Origin of the sequence: Pelotomaculum propionicicum, assembly GCF_004369225.1 — a bacterium.
GTDB classification, from domain to species: domain Bacteria; phylum Bacillota; class Desulfotomaculia; order Desulfotomaculales; family Pelotomaculaceae; genus Pelotomaculum_B; species Pelotomaculum_B propionicicum.
Genome location: NZ_QFFZ01000063.1, coordinates 1 through 17,092, shown reverse-complemented (window position 1 = coordinate 17,092; position 17,092 = coordinate 1). Strand labels below are relative to the sequence as shown.

Genomic DNA, 17,092 nt, shown 5'->3' with positions numbered 1-17,092 from the left:
ATCATTTCCTTTCCTCCTGTACGCCTGTTAATTTCCAGTTACAGTGTACAGGATTGGTTTGATCGGGTGGTCAACTTTTTGGTGATCAATGGGTTAAAATTGGTACACTTTTAGTTTAGCAAATACAGGGGGTCCCGATCGGGCATTCCTACAGGCGCTAAAGAATTTTCTGGCAGGTTTGTGTGTGATCCCGGCGGCAATTCTAGTGGAATGAGTTGCCTAATTGCCGCCCTGGTAAAATCAGATGGCACAAGTTCAAAAAAAAGCGCGTCAGCAGGCGCCGGAACCAGCCACTTGTCAATATCTCCTGTTCCGGCATTCAATTCCACCAGCAGCGGCCCCCGGACCTTAATTTGCTTCAACCGGGCAATTTCGGTTTTTTGAAAGCGGCCCGAGGCATCGAGACCATCACGTGTGCGGACAGCCCCTGCAATGGTCGATGGAAACGGAAAAGCCAGGGAAAAAGCCCGAGCGCCGGGCACAGGCCCAAACGGGCGCCCGTCGCGGGCAATAAGGGGATCGCGTGGCTCAATGACCCAAACCTTCATTTTTTCACCACCTCGCCGGTTGAGACTGGGAACGGGAGCGCGTTTGCCAGATCCATGGCAGCGGCGAACTCCCGGGCAATAATGAGGCTATCCGCCAGTTGCTTGAGTTTTTCAAAGGAAAACCCGCCTTCCTCAAGTAAGGCCTCCAACCCCGATAACACTTCCACAGCTATACGCTCAGTACCGCGGCGGGCTTTCTTGCGGCGTAAAATACGCCTGGCTTCCGCGCAAGCTGCTTTTTGAAGCGTGCCCTTTAACTCTTCACCTGGTGTCTCAAGCCGTCTGGCCAGATCGTGCAACTCATAAGCGGCTCCGTCAGGAACGGCTTCATTGCGATGTAAGTTAACCAGCCATTTAAGCTGCCGGTCCAGCTCCCCCCAGGTACCTTTAACCGTCCTCTCCGAGCCGCTCCGCTTGCTCAATGTCACCGCCAGGGCGTTTTTGCCGGGCACGGATTTAGCCGCCTTTTCCGCTCTGCGCGCCATCTCAAGGACGTCGGAGAGAGGTTCGAGATGATGAGCAACAGCAATGCCAATCGAAAGTGTTGGTGATATTTCCTTCCCATCATCGTCCCCCTTAAATCCAGCAAGCCGCAGCCGGAAAGCTTCAGATAAACTGCAGGCACAGTCGAGCACTTTGTGCAAAGGTATTAAAGCCAAAACGTCGTCACCGCCGGAATATACAAGAGATCCCTTGTTCTCTCTCACTATCCGGCGCGCTTCTACGGCAAAGCTGCTTTGAATCCGTGAAAGCTCCCGGTGTTTTTCGGGAGTTCTCTGGGCGTCGATTACCTTGCCCATGTGATCGCCGTCAGCGATAAGAAGCGCGTAGTAAGGCAGCGGCTTTTTATCGTCGAAGGCTTTTTCCCGAAACTCACGCAGCGCTTTTTGGGCCAGCAGTACCTTTTCCTTTTCTTTAAAGAAAAACTCTCGGAAACGCTCCTCGTACAATAAATGGCCGTCGTGGGGACCAAACACGGGGTGGGGTGGCCGTACCGTGTCCAGATCATCCGGCGAAATACCGAGTTCCTTCAATTTTCCGAAATACTCTTCCACAAATGGCCGGTGCTGGCCGGTAAGCCTTTCCAGCAATGGAAGTGCTGCTACATGGGAAGTGCTGAAAAAATACTCCTCGCTTCCCCGTTTACCGTGACGTTTTAACAGGCATACACCGCACAAAAACTCGCCGCGCTGCACGCGGTAACTCTTATAAAGCATGTTATCGTTCATCCGGTTGCAAACACTCTCAGCAATGACCGACTCCCGGCACCCGTCAAGGGAACATTTGAGTTCGCTCGATCCCCAACTTGCCAGGGCAAAATCGCGCGTTGCCTTCCGGGCGCTAAGGATAGCTTCGGCAAAATCGCGCGCCTGTTTGTAATTACCATTTAAAGGATGCGAAGCCCAGAAGAACTCAATAAAGTCTTTCACCTGCTGTACGGCCACTTCACGTTCAAAGCCCTTGATATTACCGAACACATCATTAGACAATTCATCCAAACGCCTGTGAATAGCTTCCTTGACGGCATCACCCAATTCAAAGGGATTACAACTGAGCATGGCAACTACCTTGTTAGGTGCGCTAAAATCAAATGACTTCAACTGCTCCAGGCTGCCCCTTTCAGGAGCCGGAAATATAAGGCATGATGAATCATCCCCGTTATACCGGACAACTTCCAATGCAGCCGTTTTTGCCAGTTCACTCAACAGCCAGGAGCCGAACCACAGATCGTGACTGCGCCGCGCTGTGGCAATAAAATCCTGCACCGGGCCGATGTGAAAAATGACCAGGTGTGTCCCATTCATTAGTCCATCCTTCCTCCGTATAATATTTTTAGTTCCCCTCAATACAGAGCATCCATGAACACCCTTTTTCGAGAGGAAATCGACCCTTGAAAACTGGAAATTAAATCATTGTGATGATGGTTGTTTTTCTCCATAGCCGTCGTGGTTGTGGGGTTTGTGGGTAACCATGAAATGGTTATCCATCAAACCCACAACCGGTATAAAATAAGCTTCCCTTTTGCTGCTGTCCCAGGCAAAATGTAATCGTGAGATTGCATTCTGGTGTAGGATTTTTCCTCCTTGAGGCCTAACCTCTGAAGAAAGACTTACACCCAGCCCATGGTTTGAACTTTTAACTCGTAGGTTGCACAACCTGCCGTTTCCCCTCCGTTGGCAGCAGACCGGGTGGAAAAAGGTACGATAGGTCCAGTGCTGATTTCGGCGAGGTTGATGACCTGCCATGGCGCCTGGGACCAGCAAGCAATTTTTCACTTACCAACACCGAAGGGAGGTGTTATCATGATTAAAACCTTATACATCGGCGTCGATGTCAGTATGAGTGACTTCAAGGCCCGTTACATGGATGACCGGGGAGAAGAAGTTGCCAAACGTCGGCTCTTCGAGAACAACCAGCCGGGATTGGATTCGTTCATTGCCTCAATCCTGCAAATAGGCCTGCTCCCATTAAATATTACCCGCGTTGTAATCGGCCTGGAATCCACTTCTGTTATGGCTGGCACCTGCAAATGGGATTGGCCTCCGATCACCGCCTAGCTCCCTATGAGCCACAGATTTACACCTTTAACCCCAAAGTTATCGCTAACTTTAAAAAGGCTTACGTTGACCTGCCCAAAGATGACTGGACGGATGCCTGGGTGATCGCGGACCGCCTGCGCTTCGGCCGCCTGCCGGAAAACAGCCAGGTGGATTTCCGCTATCTACCCCTGCAACGCTTGACCAGATTCAGGTATCACCTTACGCAGAGTATCACCCGGGAGAAAAACTACTTCCTGGCCAACCTCTTCCTGAAGTTTAACACCTTAAGCCAGGACGAAGTTTTCAGTAACCTGTTCGGGGCCACTTCCATAGCCTTGCTCACCGATTTCTTTTCTCCAGAAGAAATTGCGGCCCGACCGCTGGAAGATTTAATAGATTTCGTTATGGAGAAAGGGAAAAAACACTTTACCAACCCCAAGGCCACCGTCCAGGCTCTCAAAGATGCTGCCCGTAAAGCCCACAGGTTAAGGGGAGGTCTCTTGGAACCTGTTAACCTGATCCTGGCTACCAGCATCGAAACCATTCGTTGCCTGGAAAAGCAGGCAAGTATCATTGATAAAGCTATTGTCAAGGAACTGTCCCACTTCAGGCATACTCTCGACTCTGTGCCAGGCTTTGGCCCCGTTTTTTGCGCCGGCATAATCGCTGAAATAGGTGATATCCGCCGCTTCCCAAACGACTCTGCCTTGGCCAAATACGTCGGCTTGACCTGGAGGACTCATCAGTCAGGTGAATTCACAGCTGACGATACTCCATTAACCAAGACTGGTAATGTCTATTTGCGTTATTACTTTGTACAAGCTGCCAATTCCGTTCGCCGGTTTGAGCCGGAATATCAGCAGTTCTACGCCCGGAAATACCGGGAAAGCACTACCCACCATCATCGCCGTGCATTGGTTCTTACTGCGCGTAAATTAGTGCGCCTGGTTGATGCTCTGCTGCGCAGCAACCAACTTTACAAGTCCCAGGGGCAAAGGAGTGGTATAGCTTAATTGCCGATAACCGAGTTTCCATTTTTGCTACTTGCTTCCAGAACATCCTGGGTGCGGGGTAAGTTTTTGTTGCCTTTTTTAGCTCAAGTCCTTAAAAACTTTTTCCAAAGGATCTTGACATATTACCGTAGGTCTTTCTTTAAAAGCTCTCTGAACATCTTTTTTTCAGCATCTCGGTTTTTTATCAGCGCCCTTTTCTTGACTCTTCGCGCACTGCCTGGAGGTTTATTATTTCCGCCATCTCAAATTGAGGCGGTACGCTGTTGGCTACTGGCCGCAGGCGCGCCACCGCCGGAAAATAACCGCACCTTCCGTGCAGTTCTGCGAGGAGCGTTACGGCACTGATATTTAGAGAGGGTGGATTAACGATTAGCGGTGTTGTCTGCCACTCCTGAGGCGTAAGTCCTGTCTTATCCGCCATGGCCACGATTTGTGGGACAATGGGTTGCTGGGGATCGATCTGGGCACTGACTTCGATGACCCGCTCTACCTTTTTCTGGGCAAGCTCCTCAAGTCGCCGCAACTGCTCATGGGTAAAGGGATGAGAAAAGTTAATGAGAACCAAGAACATCTAGCCTCCTAGTGCCTTCTTTACTTCATCGACCAGCTTTCTTCGATCTTCTTCCGATAATTCTCCGTTTTGTGCAGAGGGAAGCTCAATTACTGTGATGCGGTGGGCGTCGGCAAGCTGCCGGTTATTTTTTTCCTCGTATTCACAGTCTAAGATGATAAACTTTTCAATATAAGTCCCAAGAAAGCGCTGCTCGGCAGCGGTTATTAATTGTTCTATAACTCTCTTTTTCTTAGCCTTATCGCCGCTCTTTACTTCAACAATTCCCACTTGGTTGCCGCAGCGAAGAACAAGATCAATTTCCAGGCCGCCATAAGGAACAGGTTTCACCGAATTCTTCACTTCGTCAAGTTCCGCCTTCAACACTGCGTGTACCATTTTTTCAAACTCATTCTTAAATTCATTAGTTTCAGTATAATTATCGTGATATGCTTTAATGTATAAATCAATATCTAGAACAGGAGGAATCTCGCTTTCATTCTTCAGTTCCGGACCACGCTCAGCAAACTGATAATAATAAACCACGCTTTTCTTTCCTTCGCTCTGCACATAAAGAAAAGGACAGAAAAATTGCTCCGCCAGGCGGTAGGCCGCCAGCGCCATAGGCTTGGTTCCGCCGGTAAGATTAAAAATAATTTTATTATGTTCCCATTTTTTCTCTTCAATGTATGCCTTTAATTTGCTCTCGATATCGACCATGTCATAAGGAGCAACATTTATAGGCTCGTCCTCAACTGAAACATTGCGTTCCTTAAGAACAGAACACAAGCGCTGGCTAATAATTTTAGTACGATCAGTACAAACCCAGACCAAATTTACTGGCTTTGCGTATAGCACAGCCAGTAAATTTGGTATTGGCTGTTCGCCAACTAAAGAAATCATTATTGTCTCATTCATAGCATCTATTTCCCTTCCATGATATTTTTATCTATTTGTTGATTGTTAAACGATTCGCTTCTCACACCTACGTCTTCATCAGAGTAAAATACGGCGCAAACTCGGCAATCAGCCTGTGCCGGTCCACATTACCCTCAGGGTAACCCAGCCACTCACGAAGTTTATCATAAACTCCCCTGAGCTGGTTGGCCACCGTTTGCTCCCGCTTGAAAAGGGCACCGGCAATGGCGGCATTATCCAGACCCCGGCAGGCCAGACGGACCACCTCCCTTTCGGCCCGCGTCAGCCAGCGCTCGATGAACTCCCGCTGCCGTTTTACCTGGCCGGCGCGGCTGATTTTCTCATGCCAGGCCACCACTTCGGCAGGGTCGTTGAGCTCAGCGACAGTCTGCATCAATGCCCCGGCCTCGCTCCAGCGCAGTACGGGCACGGGCACCAGCCGGACCCCCTGCCCCGGCGGTAGGTGCAGCCGGCGGGCTGCGCCGGGCTGCCAGCCTTCCGTAACCAGGTGCCAGACATAATCCTCCGGCCCGAAAAGAAGCTGGGCAACCACCATGCCCATTATGCCCATGACTTTGCGGCCGCCTGACACGCACAGGTGCACAACGTACCCCGTCTGGCGGGCGCGGCGAATTTCCACGTAAAGGGTGCGCAGGAGGCTATGCATCTCTTCATCGGTGCAAAAATCACCTGCCATTCCTTCTGCCGAAGCAACTGGAACAGCTCTCAACTGGACGCCGGGGTAAGCCGCCCTTCGAAACTCTTCCTCAATAACTCTCAGAGCTTCCTGCACCCTGGGTGTTTTTGTGCAGATCACCACTGTTTCGCTGATAGTCCAGCCGCCGGCCAGCAGCATGTCCAGCGTAATGGTCACCACCTGCGGCTCCACGCCCAGGGTGGCCACCAGTATCGCGGGCCGTCGGTTGCGTTTTTCTGAAGGAATGGGGAGAGTGCTCAGATTACCACCTTCCTTCTCTATAGATAAAATAATGATTCCATCCGCTGGGGGCATGCGTTGAACATTGTGTACGGGAGGGTCTACCTCCGGGCAGGGGATTTGTTTTCCACCCTATACCAAAACGACCGGCAAAACCAGGCTAGAGACTACTAATTTAATTGGTAATCATTTACCATGTTCATTATAATGACTATCCGCTACTAAGACGGATTTGGCTTTTGGTGAGCAGATTATCGATTAAGGTTCGGAAATATTCCGCATCCGTAGATTAATCATATAAGGATTAACTCTTTCGGAAAGGCAATTACCCACTGTTGGAGCGGGTCCAAAGTGAACTTGCCGTGATATATGCGTTCACAATTTTGCTTCCCACAATACAATAAGTATAATTTTTATGTCAGGAGAACTTTTTTAAAATCAATTCATTGGATATCCCTATATAACAGTACAAGCCAGAATTCAATATTTTTCAACATGTTTTTCAACAAATTTTATTACATATTTCGACATTATTTTACATTGATAATAGTAGAATGATAATAAATAATTAATAGAAAAGTATCAAGACTAATAAATACTTTATTGATTTTTTGAGTTCAATAATGACGTCGTTAAATATATACAAGATTCAATTAATGTTATAATTAATGAAATATTAATATGAGAATTATTGAAGAGTCAATTAAAGAGCTTATTTATAGGCGGTGACATCCCGATGGAGGAGCATGATCTGTATGTAAGCGGAACCCTTGTATGGTACTACTACATTTGCCCGCGGGAAGTTTGGCTAATCAGTCACCAAATAACACCCGATCAAGATGACTCCAATGTCTCTCTCGGACGTTTCATCCAAGACTATTCCTACCCGAGAGAACGCAAGGAGCTTGCTGTAGGGCACAGCAAAATGGACGTGTTCAAGGTAGGTAACGGAGAGTTGATTATAGGTGAAGTTAAAAAAACCTCCAAATACCGGCAGAGTGCACGGATGCAGTTGGCCTTCTATCTTGATGAACTGAAGCAGCGGGGCGTGAAAGCCATAGGCGAACTGCGTTTCCCCCGGGAAAAACAGCGTGAAGAAGTTATTTTGGATGAAGAGACAGAGAAAGAACTTGACCGTACCAAACGTGAGATATTACGTATCCTCTACCTACCCCACCCCCCTATTCCTGTTAAAATAAAGTTCTGTAAAAATTGCGCCTATGCTGAGTTTTGCTGGTCCTGAAGGAGCGGATCAAGTTGAAGAAAACGTTATATATTTTCTCAAATGGTGAACTGGTTAGAAAAGATAACACCCTTTGCTTTGAAAGTGAAGAAGCCAAAAAGTTCATACCGGTGGAAGATACTGGAGAAATCATGGTTTTCGGGGAAGTTACCGTCAACAAAAAATTGCTTGAGTTCCTCTCCCAGAAGGAAATAATACTCCATTTTTTTAGTCATTACGGTTATTATATGGGTTCCTTTTATCCAAGGGAACACTTAAACTCCGGTTACATGACCTTAAAGCAGGCCGAACACTACCTGGATGAAGAAAAACGCCTTACTATTGCCCGGGAAATAGTATATGGGGCGGCGAGAAATATCCGTCAGGTTCTGAAGTATTATCAAAGCCGTGAGAAAAACGTAAATGAGATTCTTAAGTCGGTGGAAAAGCTTCTGGAGACAATTAACGAATGTCAGGATACCACCTCTTTAATGGGCATCGAAGGTAATATACGGGATCAATATTATAAAGCATTTGATAATATAATCGGGAATCCAGACTTTGTTTTTCAAGTGCGCAGCAGGCGTCCCCCCAAAAATTATCTTAACACACTTATCAGCTTTGGCAACTCTTTACTATATACTATTTGCCTCAGTGAGATTTACAAAACTCACATGGACCCTCGCATTGGTTACCTGCATGCTACTAACTTCCGCCGTTTCACTTTAAACTTAGATCTGGCGGAAATATTTAAGCCGATAATCATAGACCGCATTATTTTTACCCTGATCGGTAAAAAAATGATTACAAAACAGGACTTTGACCAGGATACGGAAGGAATTATGCTTAAAGAAAAAGCTAAAAAGTGCTTTGTCGAGGAGTTGGATGAAAAGCTAAAAACCACAATTAATCACAGGGACATTGGGCGACAGGTTTCTTACCGGAGGCTAATTCGTCTGGAGCTTTATAAAATAGAAAAGCACTTGATCGGTGAAAAAGAGTACAATGCGTTTATAGCCAGGTGGTAATAAATATTTTTGTGTGGTGTTTGCATTGTTCATAATTTTGGTTTATGATGTCAATCAAAAGAGAGTTGGCAAGGTATTGAAAAAATGCCGTCAGTATCTGCATTGGGTTCAAAACTCTGTTCTGGAAGGTGAGATTTCAGACACTAATTTAAAAAAACTGAAGATGGAACTGGAACGCATCATAAGAAAAGATGAGGATTCTGTTATTTTTTATAATTTAAGGACTACAAAATATTCTTCCAGGGAAATAATCGGTTTAGAAAAAGGCAGCCAGGAAAATATTATATAAATCTTCCCACCATTCTGTCGTCGACCTGCAATAGCGTATAAATGCTTTTAAATCGACGACAATAAAAACCATGATAAAACCAAATATATTAAGACTTGCTCAAAAATAGTTTAGAAGATTATTAATGAAATCCAAATTTAAAAAGTCTTATTTTTAGGGCTTTTTGACGGGATTTTAGTTTACCTATGAGGAATTGAAACTTAGAGGAGGGCCTTTTTATTCCGCCCCGCCGCCCCCCAGATTTTAGTTTACCTATGAGGAATTGAAACTATAATAATACTATTATTGCAAGAAATTTAATAACGATTTTAGTTTACCTATGAGGAATTGAAACTTACATAACAACATATTTGTTTTTGTGTTTCTAACGATTTTAGTTTACCTATGAGGAATTGAAACTGATTTTGAAAACATTGCAGAAGAGATGCTATTATGATTTTAGTTTACCTATGAGGAATTGAAACAGCGTCCAATACTCTCTAAGATATGCCCTAAGTTCCGATTTTAGTTTACCTATGAGGAATTGAAACTCTCCTGTTATGTCATCAAAAAATTCATTATTCTTTGATTTTAGTTTACCTATGAGGAATTGAAACATTGATATTCTTTCACAACACACCCCCTTTTAACTAAAGATTTTAGTTTACCTATGAGGAATTGAAACCAGTAGTGATTGACGAAGTACATGAAGCAAAAAATAGAGATTTTAGTTTACCTATGAGGAATTGAAACTCGCAAAGGTGAGCGCACCTAGTAGCCGGGATAAGAGATTTTAGTTTACCTATGAGGAATTGAAACCTGGGAGGCGGGCAAACACAAAATATGGATGCGCCCGGATTTTAGTTTACCTATGAGGAATTGAAACTTTGACAACCTGGGCGAAAAGGACCCGGACACAATCGATTTTAGTTTACCTATGAGGAATTGAAACTCTCCTCCAGCAGTCGGTAGAAAAACTTATACATTTCAGATTTTAGTTTACCTATGAGGAATTGAAACAAACCGCTCTATCCAGCAAGGCCCCGGTGGACCCAGATTTTAGTTTACCTATGAGGAATTGAAACCTGCAAATGGAATTGATACCTCTACTATCACAGCCAAGATTTTAGTTTACCTATGAGGAATTGAAACACCTCGCCCACTTCTTCCCGCAGACCGTTATAGCCCCGATTTTAGTTTACCTATGAGGAATTGAAACGATCAAAACGTGATTATTGACATTACAAACAATAACGATTTTAGTTTACCTATGAGGAATTGAAACGCATATCATATGCAAGGGTTTGGTTGGAAAGAAGTTCTGATTTTAGTTTACCTATGAGGAATTGAAACCCATGTGGACATTAAAAAGGATATACAAAACCAACCTAGATTTTAGTTTACCTATGAGGAATTGAAACCGAATTTCTACCTGGTTTCTGTTATTGATGAAACAGGATTTTAGTTTACCTATGAGGAATTGAAACTATATTACTACCGTCAGAATCGATTCTGGCGCGTTGATTTTAGTTTACCTATGAGGAATTGAAACACGGGGAAAGACAAGGAGCAGTGGTACAGCAACAAAGGATTTTAGTTTACCTATGAGGAATTGAAACTGTCATATATAGAAGTATTTTCAAATATTCTGCTTTGATTTTAGTTTACCTATGAGGAATTGAAACATAAGTGGCTAGATAAAGTCATATCTGAATTAAATAGATTTTAGTTTACCTATGAGGAATTGAAACGTTCTGCACACTTAAAATCTGTCGGCTGGACTAAATTCCGATTTTAGTTTACCTATGAGGAATTGAAACAAGTTTGCTCTTGTTCTTTTGCGAAAAGGATATACGATTTTAGTTTACCTATGAGGAATTGAAACATTCAATCCTGTTAGGACGCGGAGCACCAGTACAAAGATTTTAGTTTACCTATGAGGAATTGAAACAAAGGGGTTCGCCGTCAGTGCCAGTACCAACAACCGATTTTAGTTTACCTATGAGGAATTGAAACATGAAACACTTTAATGCAAGGACAGCAGAGGAATTGATTTTAGTTTACCTATGAGGAATTGAAACTGATTCATTATCTGCGAGTGCAAAAGAATTAGCGCAAGATTTTAGTTTACCTATGAGGAATTGAAACTCAAGGGGTTGAAGGATGCGGTCAAGGGGATTATCTGGATTTTAGTTTACCTATGAGGAATTGAAACGGCCTGGCTGTCAGGCCGGCCGGAGAGATAGCGTGTCGATTTTAGTTTACCTATGAGGAATTGAAACTTAAGCACGACATTGCCGTCCCCGTCCCTTAGGACGATTTTAGTTTACCTATGAGGAATTGAAACACAGACAAGGCGGTGCAAAACGATGACCAAAGCCCAAGATTTTAGTTTACCTATGAGGAATTGAAACAAAATTCTCTCCTTTCCGCCCGTTCGCCCGGGCCAGATTTTAGTTTACCTATGAGGAATTGAAACACATACTCGACACTTACGGGGGTTTCGCGTACCTCGGCGATTTTAGTTTACCTATGAGGAATTGAAACGCGAGTGGGAATTAATTGATACTATTGGTTAAGGGGCGATTTTAGTTTACCTATGAGGAATTGAAACCCTGTACATGCAGACGTTCCCACATCGATCAACCCTCCGATTTTAGTTTACCTATGAGGAATTGAAACTATTTTAAATAGTGAAGGTGTGGCGGATTACAATACGATTTTAGTTTACCTATGAGGAATTGAAACACTGAAATAGATTGGATTCGCAGCCTACGCAATCAGTGATTTTAGTTTACCTATGAGGAATTGAAACAGAAATGTGGCGATACATACGCTACCATATGGCACAGATTTTAGTTTACCTATGAGGAATTGAAACCCCCCTTGGGGGATCCGGATGCTCCGCAGTTGTCCGATTTTAGTTTACCTATGAGGAATTGAAACAAGATTATACTAGAAATAAAACTAATACAGAATGGGATTTTAGTTTACCTATGAGGAATTGAAACTACCAAATCAAAGCTGTCAAGTCTTTCGGTGATGTCGATTTTAGTTTACCTATGAGGAATTGAAACAAGGAGATCCCAATATACATCTGCCGTTGCAGTTGGGATTTTAGTTTACCTATGAGGAATTGAAACTCTAATACGCCCTTGTTACTGTTTTGAGTTGTTAATGATTTTAGTTTACCTATGAGGAATTGAAACTGTGACACAATGCGCTTGTGTCACATTGGTCACTCCGATTTTAGTTTACCTATGAGGAATTGAAACAGGCATTGCCGGAGGTATGGCAAAGTTGACAGTTTTATGAGATTTTAGTTTACCTATGAGGAATTGAAACTCTAGTTGAATGGAAAAACCAGACTAGGCAGTCACGATTTTAGTTTACCTATGAGGAATTGAAACAGAGGCACACCGCAGTATAGGCAGTGGGTAGCCTCGATTTTAGTTTACCTATGAGGAATTGAAACTCGGCTGGGACACAGCTGGGGAAATTCGTTGTTGTTGGATTTTAGTTTACCTATGAGGAATTGAAACCGACATAAGGAGGGTTGTTGTTGATATGGCTGAGATTGATTTTAGTTTACCTATGAGGAATTGAAACTCCCAAGGTCATTTCCTCCGCCGCATTTTGGATTTTTGATTTTAGTTTACCTATGAGGAACTGAAACTTATAAAACCGGAAGATTGCTTAAGTACCGAATATGGATTTTAGTTTACCTATGAGGAATTGAAACTCTGCGGACAGGGAGTTTTGCAGTTAAGCGAAGTAAGGATTTTAGTTTACCTATGAGGAATTGAAACTATCAGCCAGGTTGATAATCGCTATCGTGAAAAGCTTAGATTTTAGTTTACCTATGAGGAATTGAAACCTGTACTTCCGTTTTTGGTACTGTTGGTTGTTTGGTGATTTTAGTTTACCTATGAGGAATTGAAACTAAAAACACTGAATAAGAGCTTTTTCCTGAACTCCTCCGATTTTAGTTTACCTATGAGGAATTGAAACCCGGCCAGGTAAACTATACCATTTTTCATGTTTGCGATTTTAGTTTACCTATGAGGAATTGAAACTAGGAAGCCTGAAAATCGGATTAAATGCAGCTTCGAGATTTTAGTTTACCTATGAGGAATTGAAACTCCCAATATACCGCAACGTTTCCCTGGGACTGCTGGATTTTAGTTTACCTATGAGGAATTGAAACTGTGACACAAGAGCATTGTGTCACATTGGTCACTCCGATTTTAGTTTACCTATGAGGAATTGAAACTTTTTACTTTGTTTTTGATAAATTTTTTATATAAAAAGATTTTAGTTTACCTATGAGGAATTGAAACTAATATAATTGCTGCTGGAGTAGGTATAACATTAAGATTTTAGTTTACCTATGAGGAATTGAAACATTTTTCATCGTCTTTTGAAACTCTAGCGTACGCAGATTTTAGTTTACCTATGAGGAATTGAAACTCGTTGGTAAGATAATAGCTGTCCAGGCTCAGGAAGATTTTAGTTTACCTATGAGGAATTGAAACCCGGACATCGTTTGATGTACTCCAGGCTGACCGGCGATTTTAGTTTACCTATGAGGAATTGAAACCAAGATTTCCAAACCTTGCACCGCTGGCTTTGTTTGCGATTTTAGTTTACCTATGAGGAATTGAAACCACTGTCCTGAGAACGCCACAGCCCGCAGGCCGGAAAAGGATTTTAGTTTACCTATGAGGAATTGAAACAATTCGGCTTGTAGGGATTCGCCCCGCTTTGCGGCGGATTTTAGTTTACCTATGAGGAATTGAAACTCTTCCTTATATTATGTAGAAAGTCTTCTGTGTTCCGATTTTAGTTTACCTATGAGGAATTGAAACACCGATGTGCTGCAAGAGGTTGTCCACCGGCAGGTGCGATTTTAGTTTACCTATGAGGAATTGAAACATAATTGTTTTAAAATATTCGTTTTCAATCCATTCAGATTTTAGTTTACCTATGAGGAATTGAAACTACACTGCACCAGCCAATACAACGGCACAAATAACGATTTTAGTTTACCTATGAGGAATTGAAACTTTTCTGCGCCTTTCTGGACATAGGCGCAGGCATGCATGATTTTAGTTTACCTATGAGGAATTGAAACTTTTATAGCTAGTATGGGATATGCTTGAATAGAAAAGATTTTAGTTTACCTATGAGGAATTGAAACAGCATAGTCAGGATATTGGTGATGTGCCCCCACCGGGATTTTAGTTTACCTATGAGGAATTGAAACAAAATATTCTTTCCTACCCATCTTTCAAACCTTTTCGATTTTAGTTTACCTATGAGGAATTGAAACAGCCAGATAAAGGCTGCTGCTGTGTCTGGAGGATAGGATTTTAGTTTACCTATGAGGAATTGAAACCTTTGAGACCGGCGGATGCAAATCCTCCGGTAGCGCGGATTTTAGTTTACCTATGAGGAATTGAAACCCTGCCCGGTCGCTTTCGTGGCGGGCTTCCGGATTAGAGATTTTAGTTTACCTATGAGGAATTGAAACGCCCGGGCGATGACGTTCAAAATATCCTGCCTGGTTCGATTTTAGTTTACCTATGAGGAATTGAAACCCGCCGCCGAAAGAAAAAATAGTCCCCCTGACGACGATTTTAGTTTACCTATGAGGAATTGAAACCGGCGAGCTTAGAACAGACGATATTTCGGCATGGAGATTTTAGTTTACCTATGAGGAATTGAAACAATTCCCTTCTTCCACTTTTGCCTTTTGGCTACCTCTGATTTTAGTTTACCTATGAGGAATTGAAACATGTCCATAGGGTATAAATTTACTACCGTCAAAACGATTTTAGTTTACCTATGAGGAATTGAAACTTGATGTAAAAATCATTATGTCTGAGTATCCGCGTAGATTTTAGTTTACCTATGAGGAATTGAAACTAACCTATATAATCTTTTTGTACTGGTGCTCCACGGATTTTAGTTTACCTATGAGGAATTGAAACATCTTCACCTCCGCCATAATCCCCAGGCGAATCATGATTTTAGTTTACCTATGAGGAATTGAAACACCTATCCTCCAACCGCCCTTCCCGATCAGCTAAACACGATTTTAGTTTACCTATGAGGAATTGAAACCATTAATAACAGTTTCTAAAATGCTGCCATCTTTTGATTTTAGTTTACCTATGAGGAATTGAAACAGGAACCGCCGGGCTACTTCGAGGAGCTGGCGGTAAGATTTTAGTTTACCTATGAGGAATTGAAACCGCCGAAATAAACGGGCACAAGAAACAGGTCTACAGATTTTAGTTTACCTATGAGGAATTGAAACTTGCGTCAGAAAACCGCCTATCATCGCTATACGGTCGATTTTAGTTTACCTATGAGGAATTGAAACATATCATGGCCAATGTCATCTACTCCAACAGTCAGATTTTAGTTTACCTATGAGGAATTGAAACAACTAACCTGATTACGACAATGCGTGTCGCAATCCGATTTTAGTTTACCTATGAGGAATTGAAACTCCTTGCTTTCTTCCTGAGCCTGGACAGCTATTATCTGATTTTAGTTTACCTATGAGGAATTGAAACAAAGGCAACGTGGGGAATATGACAGCCCCCGTGCTGTGATTTTAGTTTACCTATGAGGAATTGAAACGGGGTTTCGATAGTCTCTGAAGGTTTTTCTAGGTAGATTTTAGTTTACCTATGAGGAATTGAAACTCAAGTATCTCTGTTTCAATATGTTCCCTTTCAATTTGATTTTAGTTTACCTATGAGGAATTGAAACTCATCTCCCGCCGTCGGGTATATGAATTATTTCAACGATTTTAGTTTACCTATGAGGAATTGAAACACGTTCAGTGTCTCGATAAATGGCTCAACAGTAATGATTTTAGTTTACCTATGAGGAATTGAAACGTTCATGACGGCGAAAAGGTGAAGGTCGAGAAGGGATTTTAGTTTACCTATGAGGAATTGAAACCTCGCGACAGTACGGGCAGGAGTTTGAAGAACTAATCCGATTTTAGTTTACCTATGAGGAATTGAAACATTCATACTAACTTACTTATATTTAAAAATATACTAAGATTTTAGTTTACCTATGAGGAATTGAAACTCAAACTCTGAAGCCCACTTATTCAGATTATCCGGCGATTTTAGTTTACCTATGAGGAATTGAAACAGACAGGGGGTGCTTGCCAGCTACGGCAGCCAGAAGATTTTAGTTTACCTATGAGGAATTGAAACCAAGCACACTGAAAGCAAGTGTGCTTGCTAAATAAGATTTTAGTTTACCTATGAGGAATTGAAACTATTCCCCGCCAGTCTTTGATCGCCTCCAGGTGATCAAGATTTTAGTTTACCTATGAGGAATTGAAACAGATCGACAGCGACCCAATGGAGAAAGCGGCGACCGAGATTTTAGTTTACCTATGAGGAATTGAAACTATTCTTCGCATAAATCATTTTCTTCAATTATTTCCGATTTTAGTTTACCTATGAGGAATTGAAACAGGCTAATGGATTGTATAAGGTGCCCGATGGAATGCCGATTTTAGTTTACCTATGAGGAATTGAAACTTAAGAAACTAAACCTAATTCTTTTGCTTTAGATTGATTTTAGTTTACCTATGAGGAATTGAAACAAGAAGCTGGGCCATGATTATAGAAGTGCCAAGAAGATTTTAGTTTACCTATGAGGAATTGAAACAGTATAAAGCCGCCGAACGCGGTATCGCCGTGGTCTGATTTTAGTTTACCTATGAGGAATTGAAACCTACCTGGACGGGCAGGAGGTTTTCCCGGAGGATTTGGATTTTAGTTTACCTATGAGGAATTGAAACCTTTTTTGACCTGGTGTGGGGACAAGCGGATAGCATCCGATTTTAGTTTACCTATGAGGAATTGAAACAAAACTGCTGCCATATGGAATATGTCCGCTGGTCCTCGTATAATAGATTTAGGACCACCGAACAGCCATAATTCCAGTTAAGGAACTATATGGATGATGGATGGTAGTTTGGGAACCGGTTCCCTTAAATTACGGGTACCGAAGCCAATAAAATCAAGTA

Annotated in this window: 8 protein-coding genes, 1 pseudogene and 1 CRISPR repeat array; of the genes and pseudogenes, 4 read left to right on the top strand and 5 right to left on the bottom strand. The window is 42.8% G+C overall.

What is annotated here, in order from left to right:
- Nucleotides 1–110: 110 nt before the first annotated feature.
- On the bottom strand, nucleotides 111–548 hold the full coding sequence (locus Pmgp_RS17280) for a type III-B CRISPR module-associated protein Cmr3 (protein ID WP_243119937.1): 438 nt from the start codon (nucleotides 546–548) through the stop codon (nucleotides 111–113).
- On the bottom strand, nucleotides 545–2,353 hold the full coding sequence (gene cas10, locus Pmgp_RS17275; RefSeq protein WP_134215611.1) for a type III-B CRISPR-associated protein Cas10/Cmr2: 1,809 nt from the start codon (nucleotides 2,351–2,353) through the stop codon (nucleotides 545–547). The genes Pmgp_RS17280 and cas10 overlap by 4 nt, the downstream gene beginning before the upstream one ends.
- 498 nt (nucleotides 2,354–2,851) lie before the next feature.
- Here cas10 and Pmgp_RS17270 point away from each other — a divergent pair.
- Nucleotides 2,852–4,101, top strand: a pseudogene (locus Pmgp_RS17270) (IS110 family RNA-guided transposase).
- Between the two features lie 184 nt (nucleotides 4,102–4,285).
- On the opposite strand, the gene csx15 reads toward Pmgp_RS17270, so the two are convergent.
- From csx15 to Pmgp_RS17255, 3 genes are all read right to left on the bottom strand, one after another.
- Nucleotides 4,286–4,672, bottom strand: a complete 387-nt coding sequence (csx15, locus tag Pmgp_RS17265; RefSeq protein WP_134215609.1) for a CRISPR-associated protein Csx15 — start codon at nucleotides 4,670–4,672, stop codon at nucleotides 4,286–4,288.
- Nucleotides 4,673–5,569: a PDDEXK family nuclease gene (locus Pmgp_RS17260; RefSeq protein WP_134215607.1), complete on the bottom strand. Its 897-nt coding sequence runs from the start codon at nucleotides 5,567–5,569 to the stop codon at nucleotides 4,673–4,675.
- 67 nt (nucleotides 5,570–5,636) lie between these two features.
- On the bottom strand, nucleotides 5,637–6,581 hold the full coding sequence (locus Pmgp_RS17255; protein WP_134215606.1) for a CRISPR-associated protein Csx14: 945 nt from the start codon (nucleotides 6,579–6,581) through the stop codon (nucleotides 5,637–5,639).
- 661 nt (nucleotides 6,582–7,242) lie between these two features.
- Between Pmgp_RS17255 and cas4 the strand changes: the two genes are divergently transcribed.
- From cas4 to cas2, 3 genes are read left to right on the top strand one after another with little or no spacing between them, the layout of a single operon-like run.
- A complete protein-coding gene (gene cas4, locus Pmgp_RS17250; RefSeq protein WP_134215604.1) occupies nucleotides 7,243–7,749 on the top strand; it encodes a CRISPR-associated protein Cas4 in 507 nt (168 codons plus the stop codon).
- 14 nt (nucleotides 7,750–7,763) lie between these two features.
- Nucleotides 7,764–8,756 (top strand): type I-B CRISPR-associated endonuclease Cas1b, encoded by a 993-nt coding sequence (gene cas1b, locus Pmgp_RS17245; RefSeq protein WP_134215602.1) that lies wholly within the window; start codon nucleotides 7,764–7,766, stop codon nucleotides 8,754–8,756.
- Nucleotides 8,757–8,781: 25 nt separating this feature from the next.
- Nucleotides 8,782–9,045, top strand: coding sequence for a CRISPR-associated endonuclease Cas2 (gene cas2, locus Pmgp_RS17240; protein WP_134215613.1), 264 nt, complete (start codon nucleotides 8,782–8,784; stop codon nucleotides 9,043–9,045).
- A 170-nt stretch (nucleotides 9,046–9,215) separates the two neighbouring features.
- Nucleotides 9,216–16,932: a CRISPR direct-repeat array (repeat unit 30 nt; unit sequence GATTTTAGTTTACCTATGAGGAATTGAAAC).
- Between the last annotated feature and the right edge of the window lie 160 nt (nucleotides 16,933–17,092).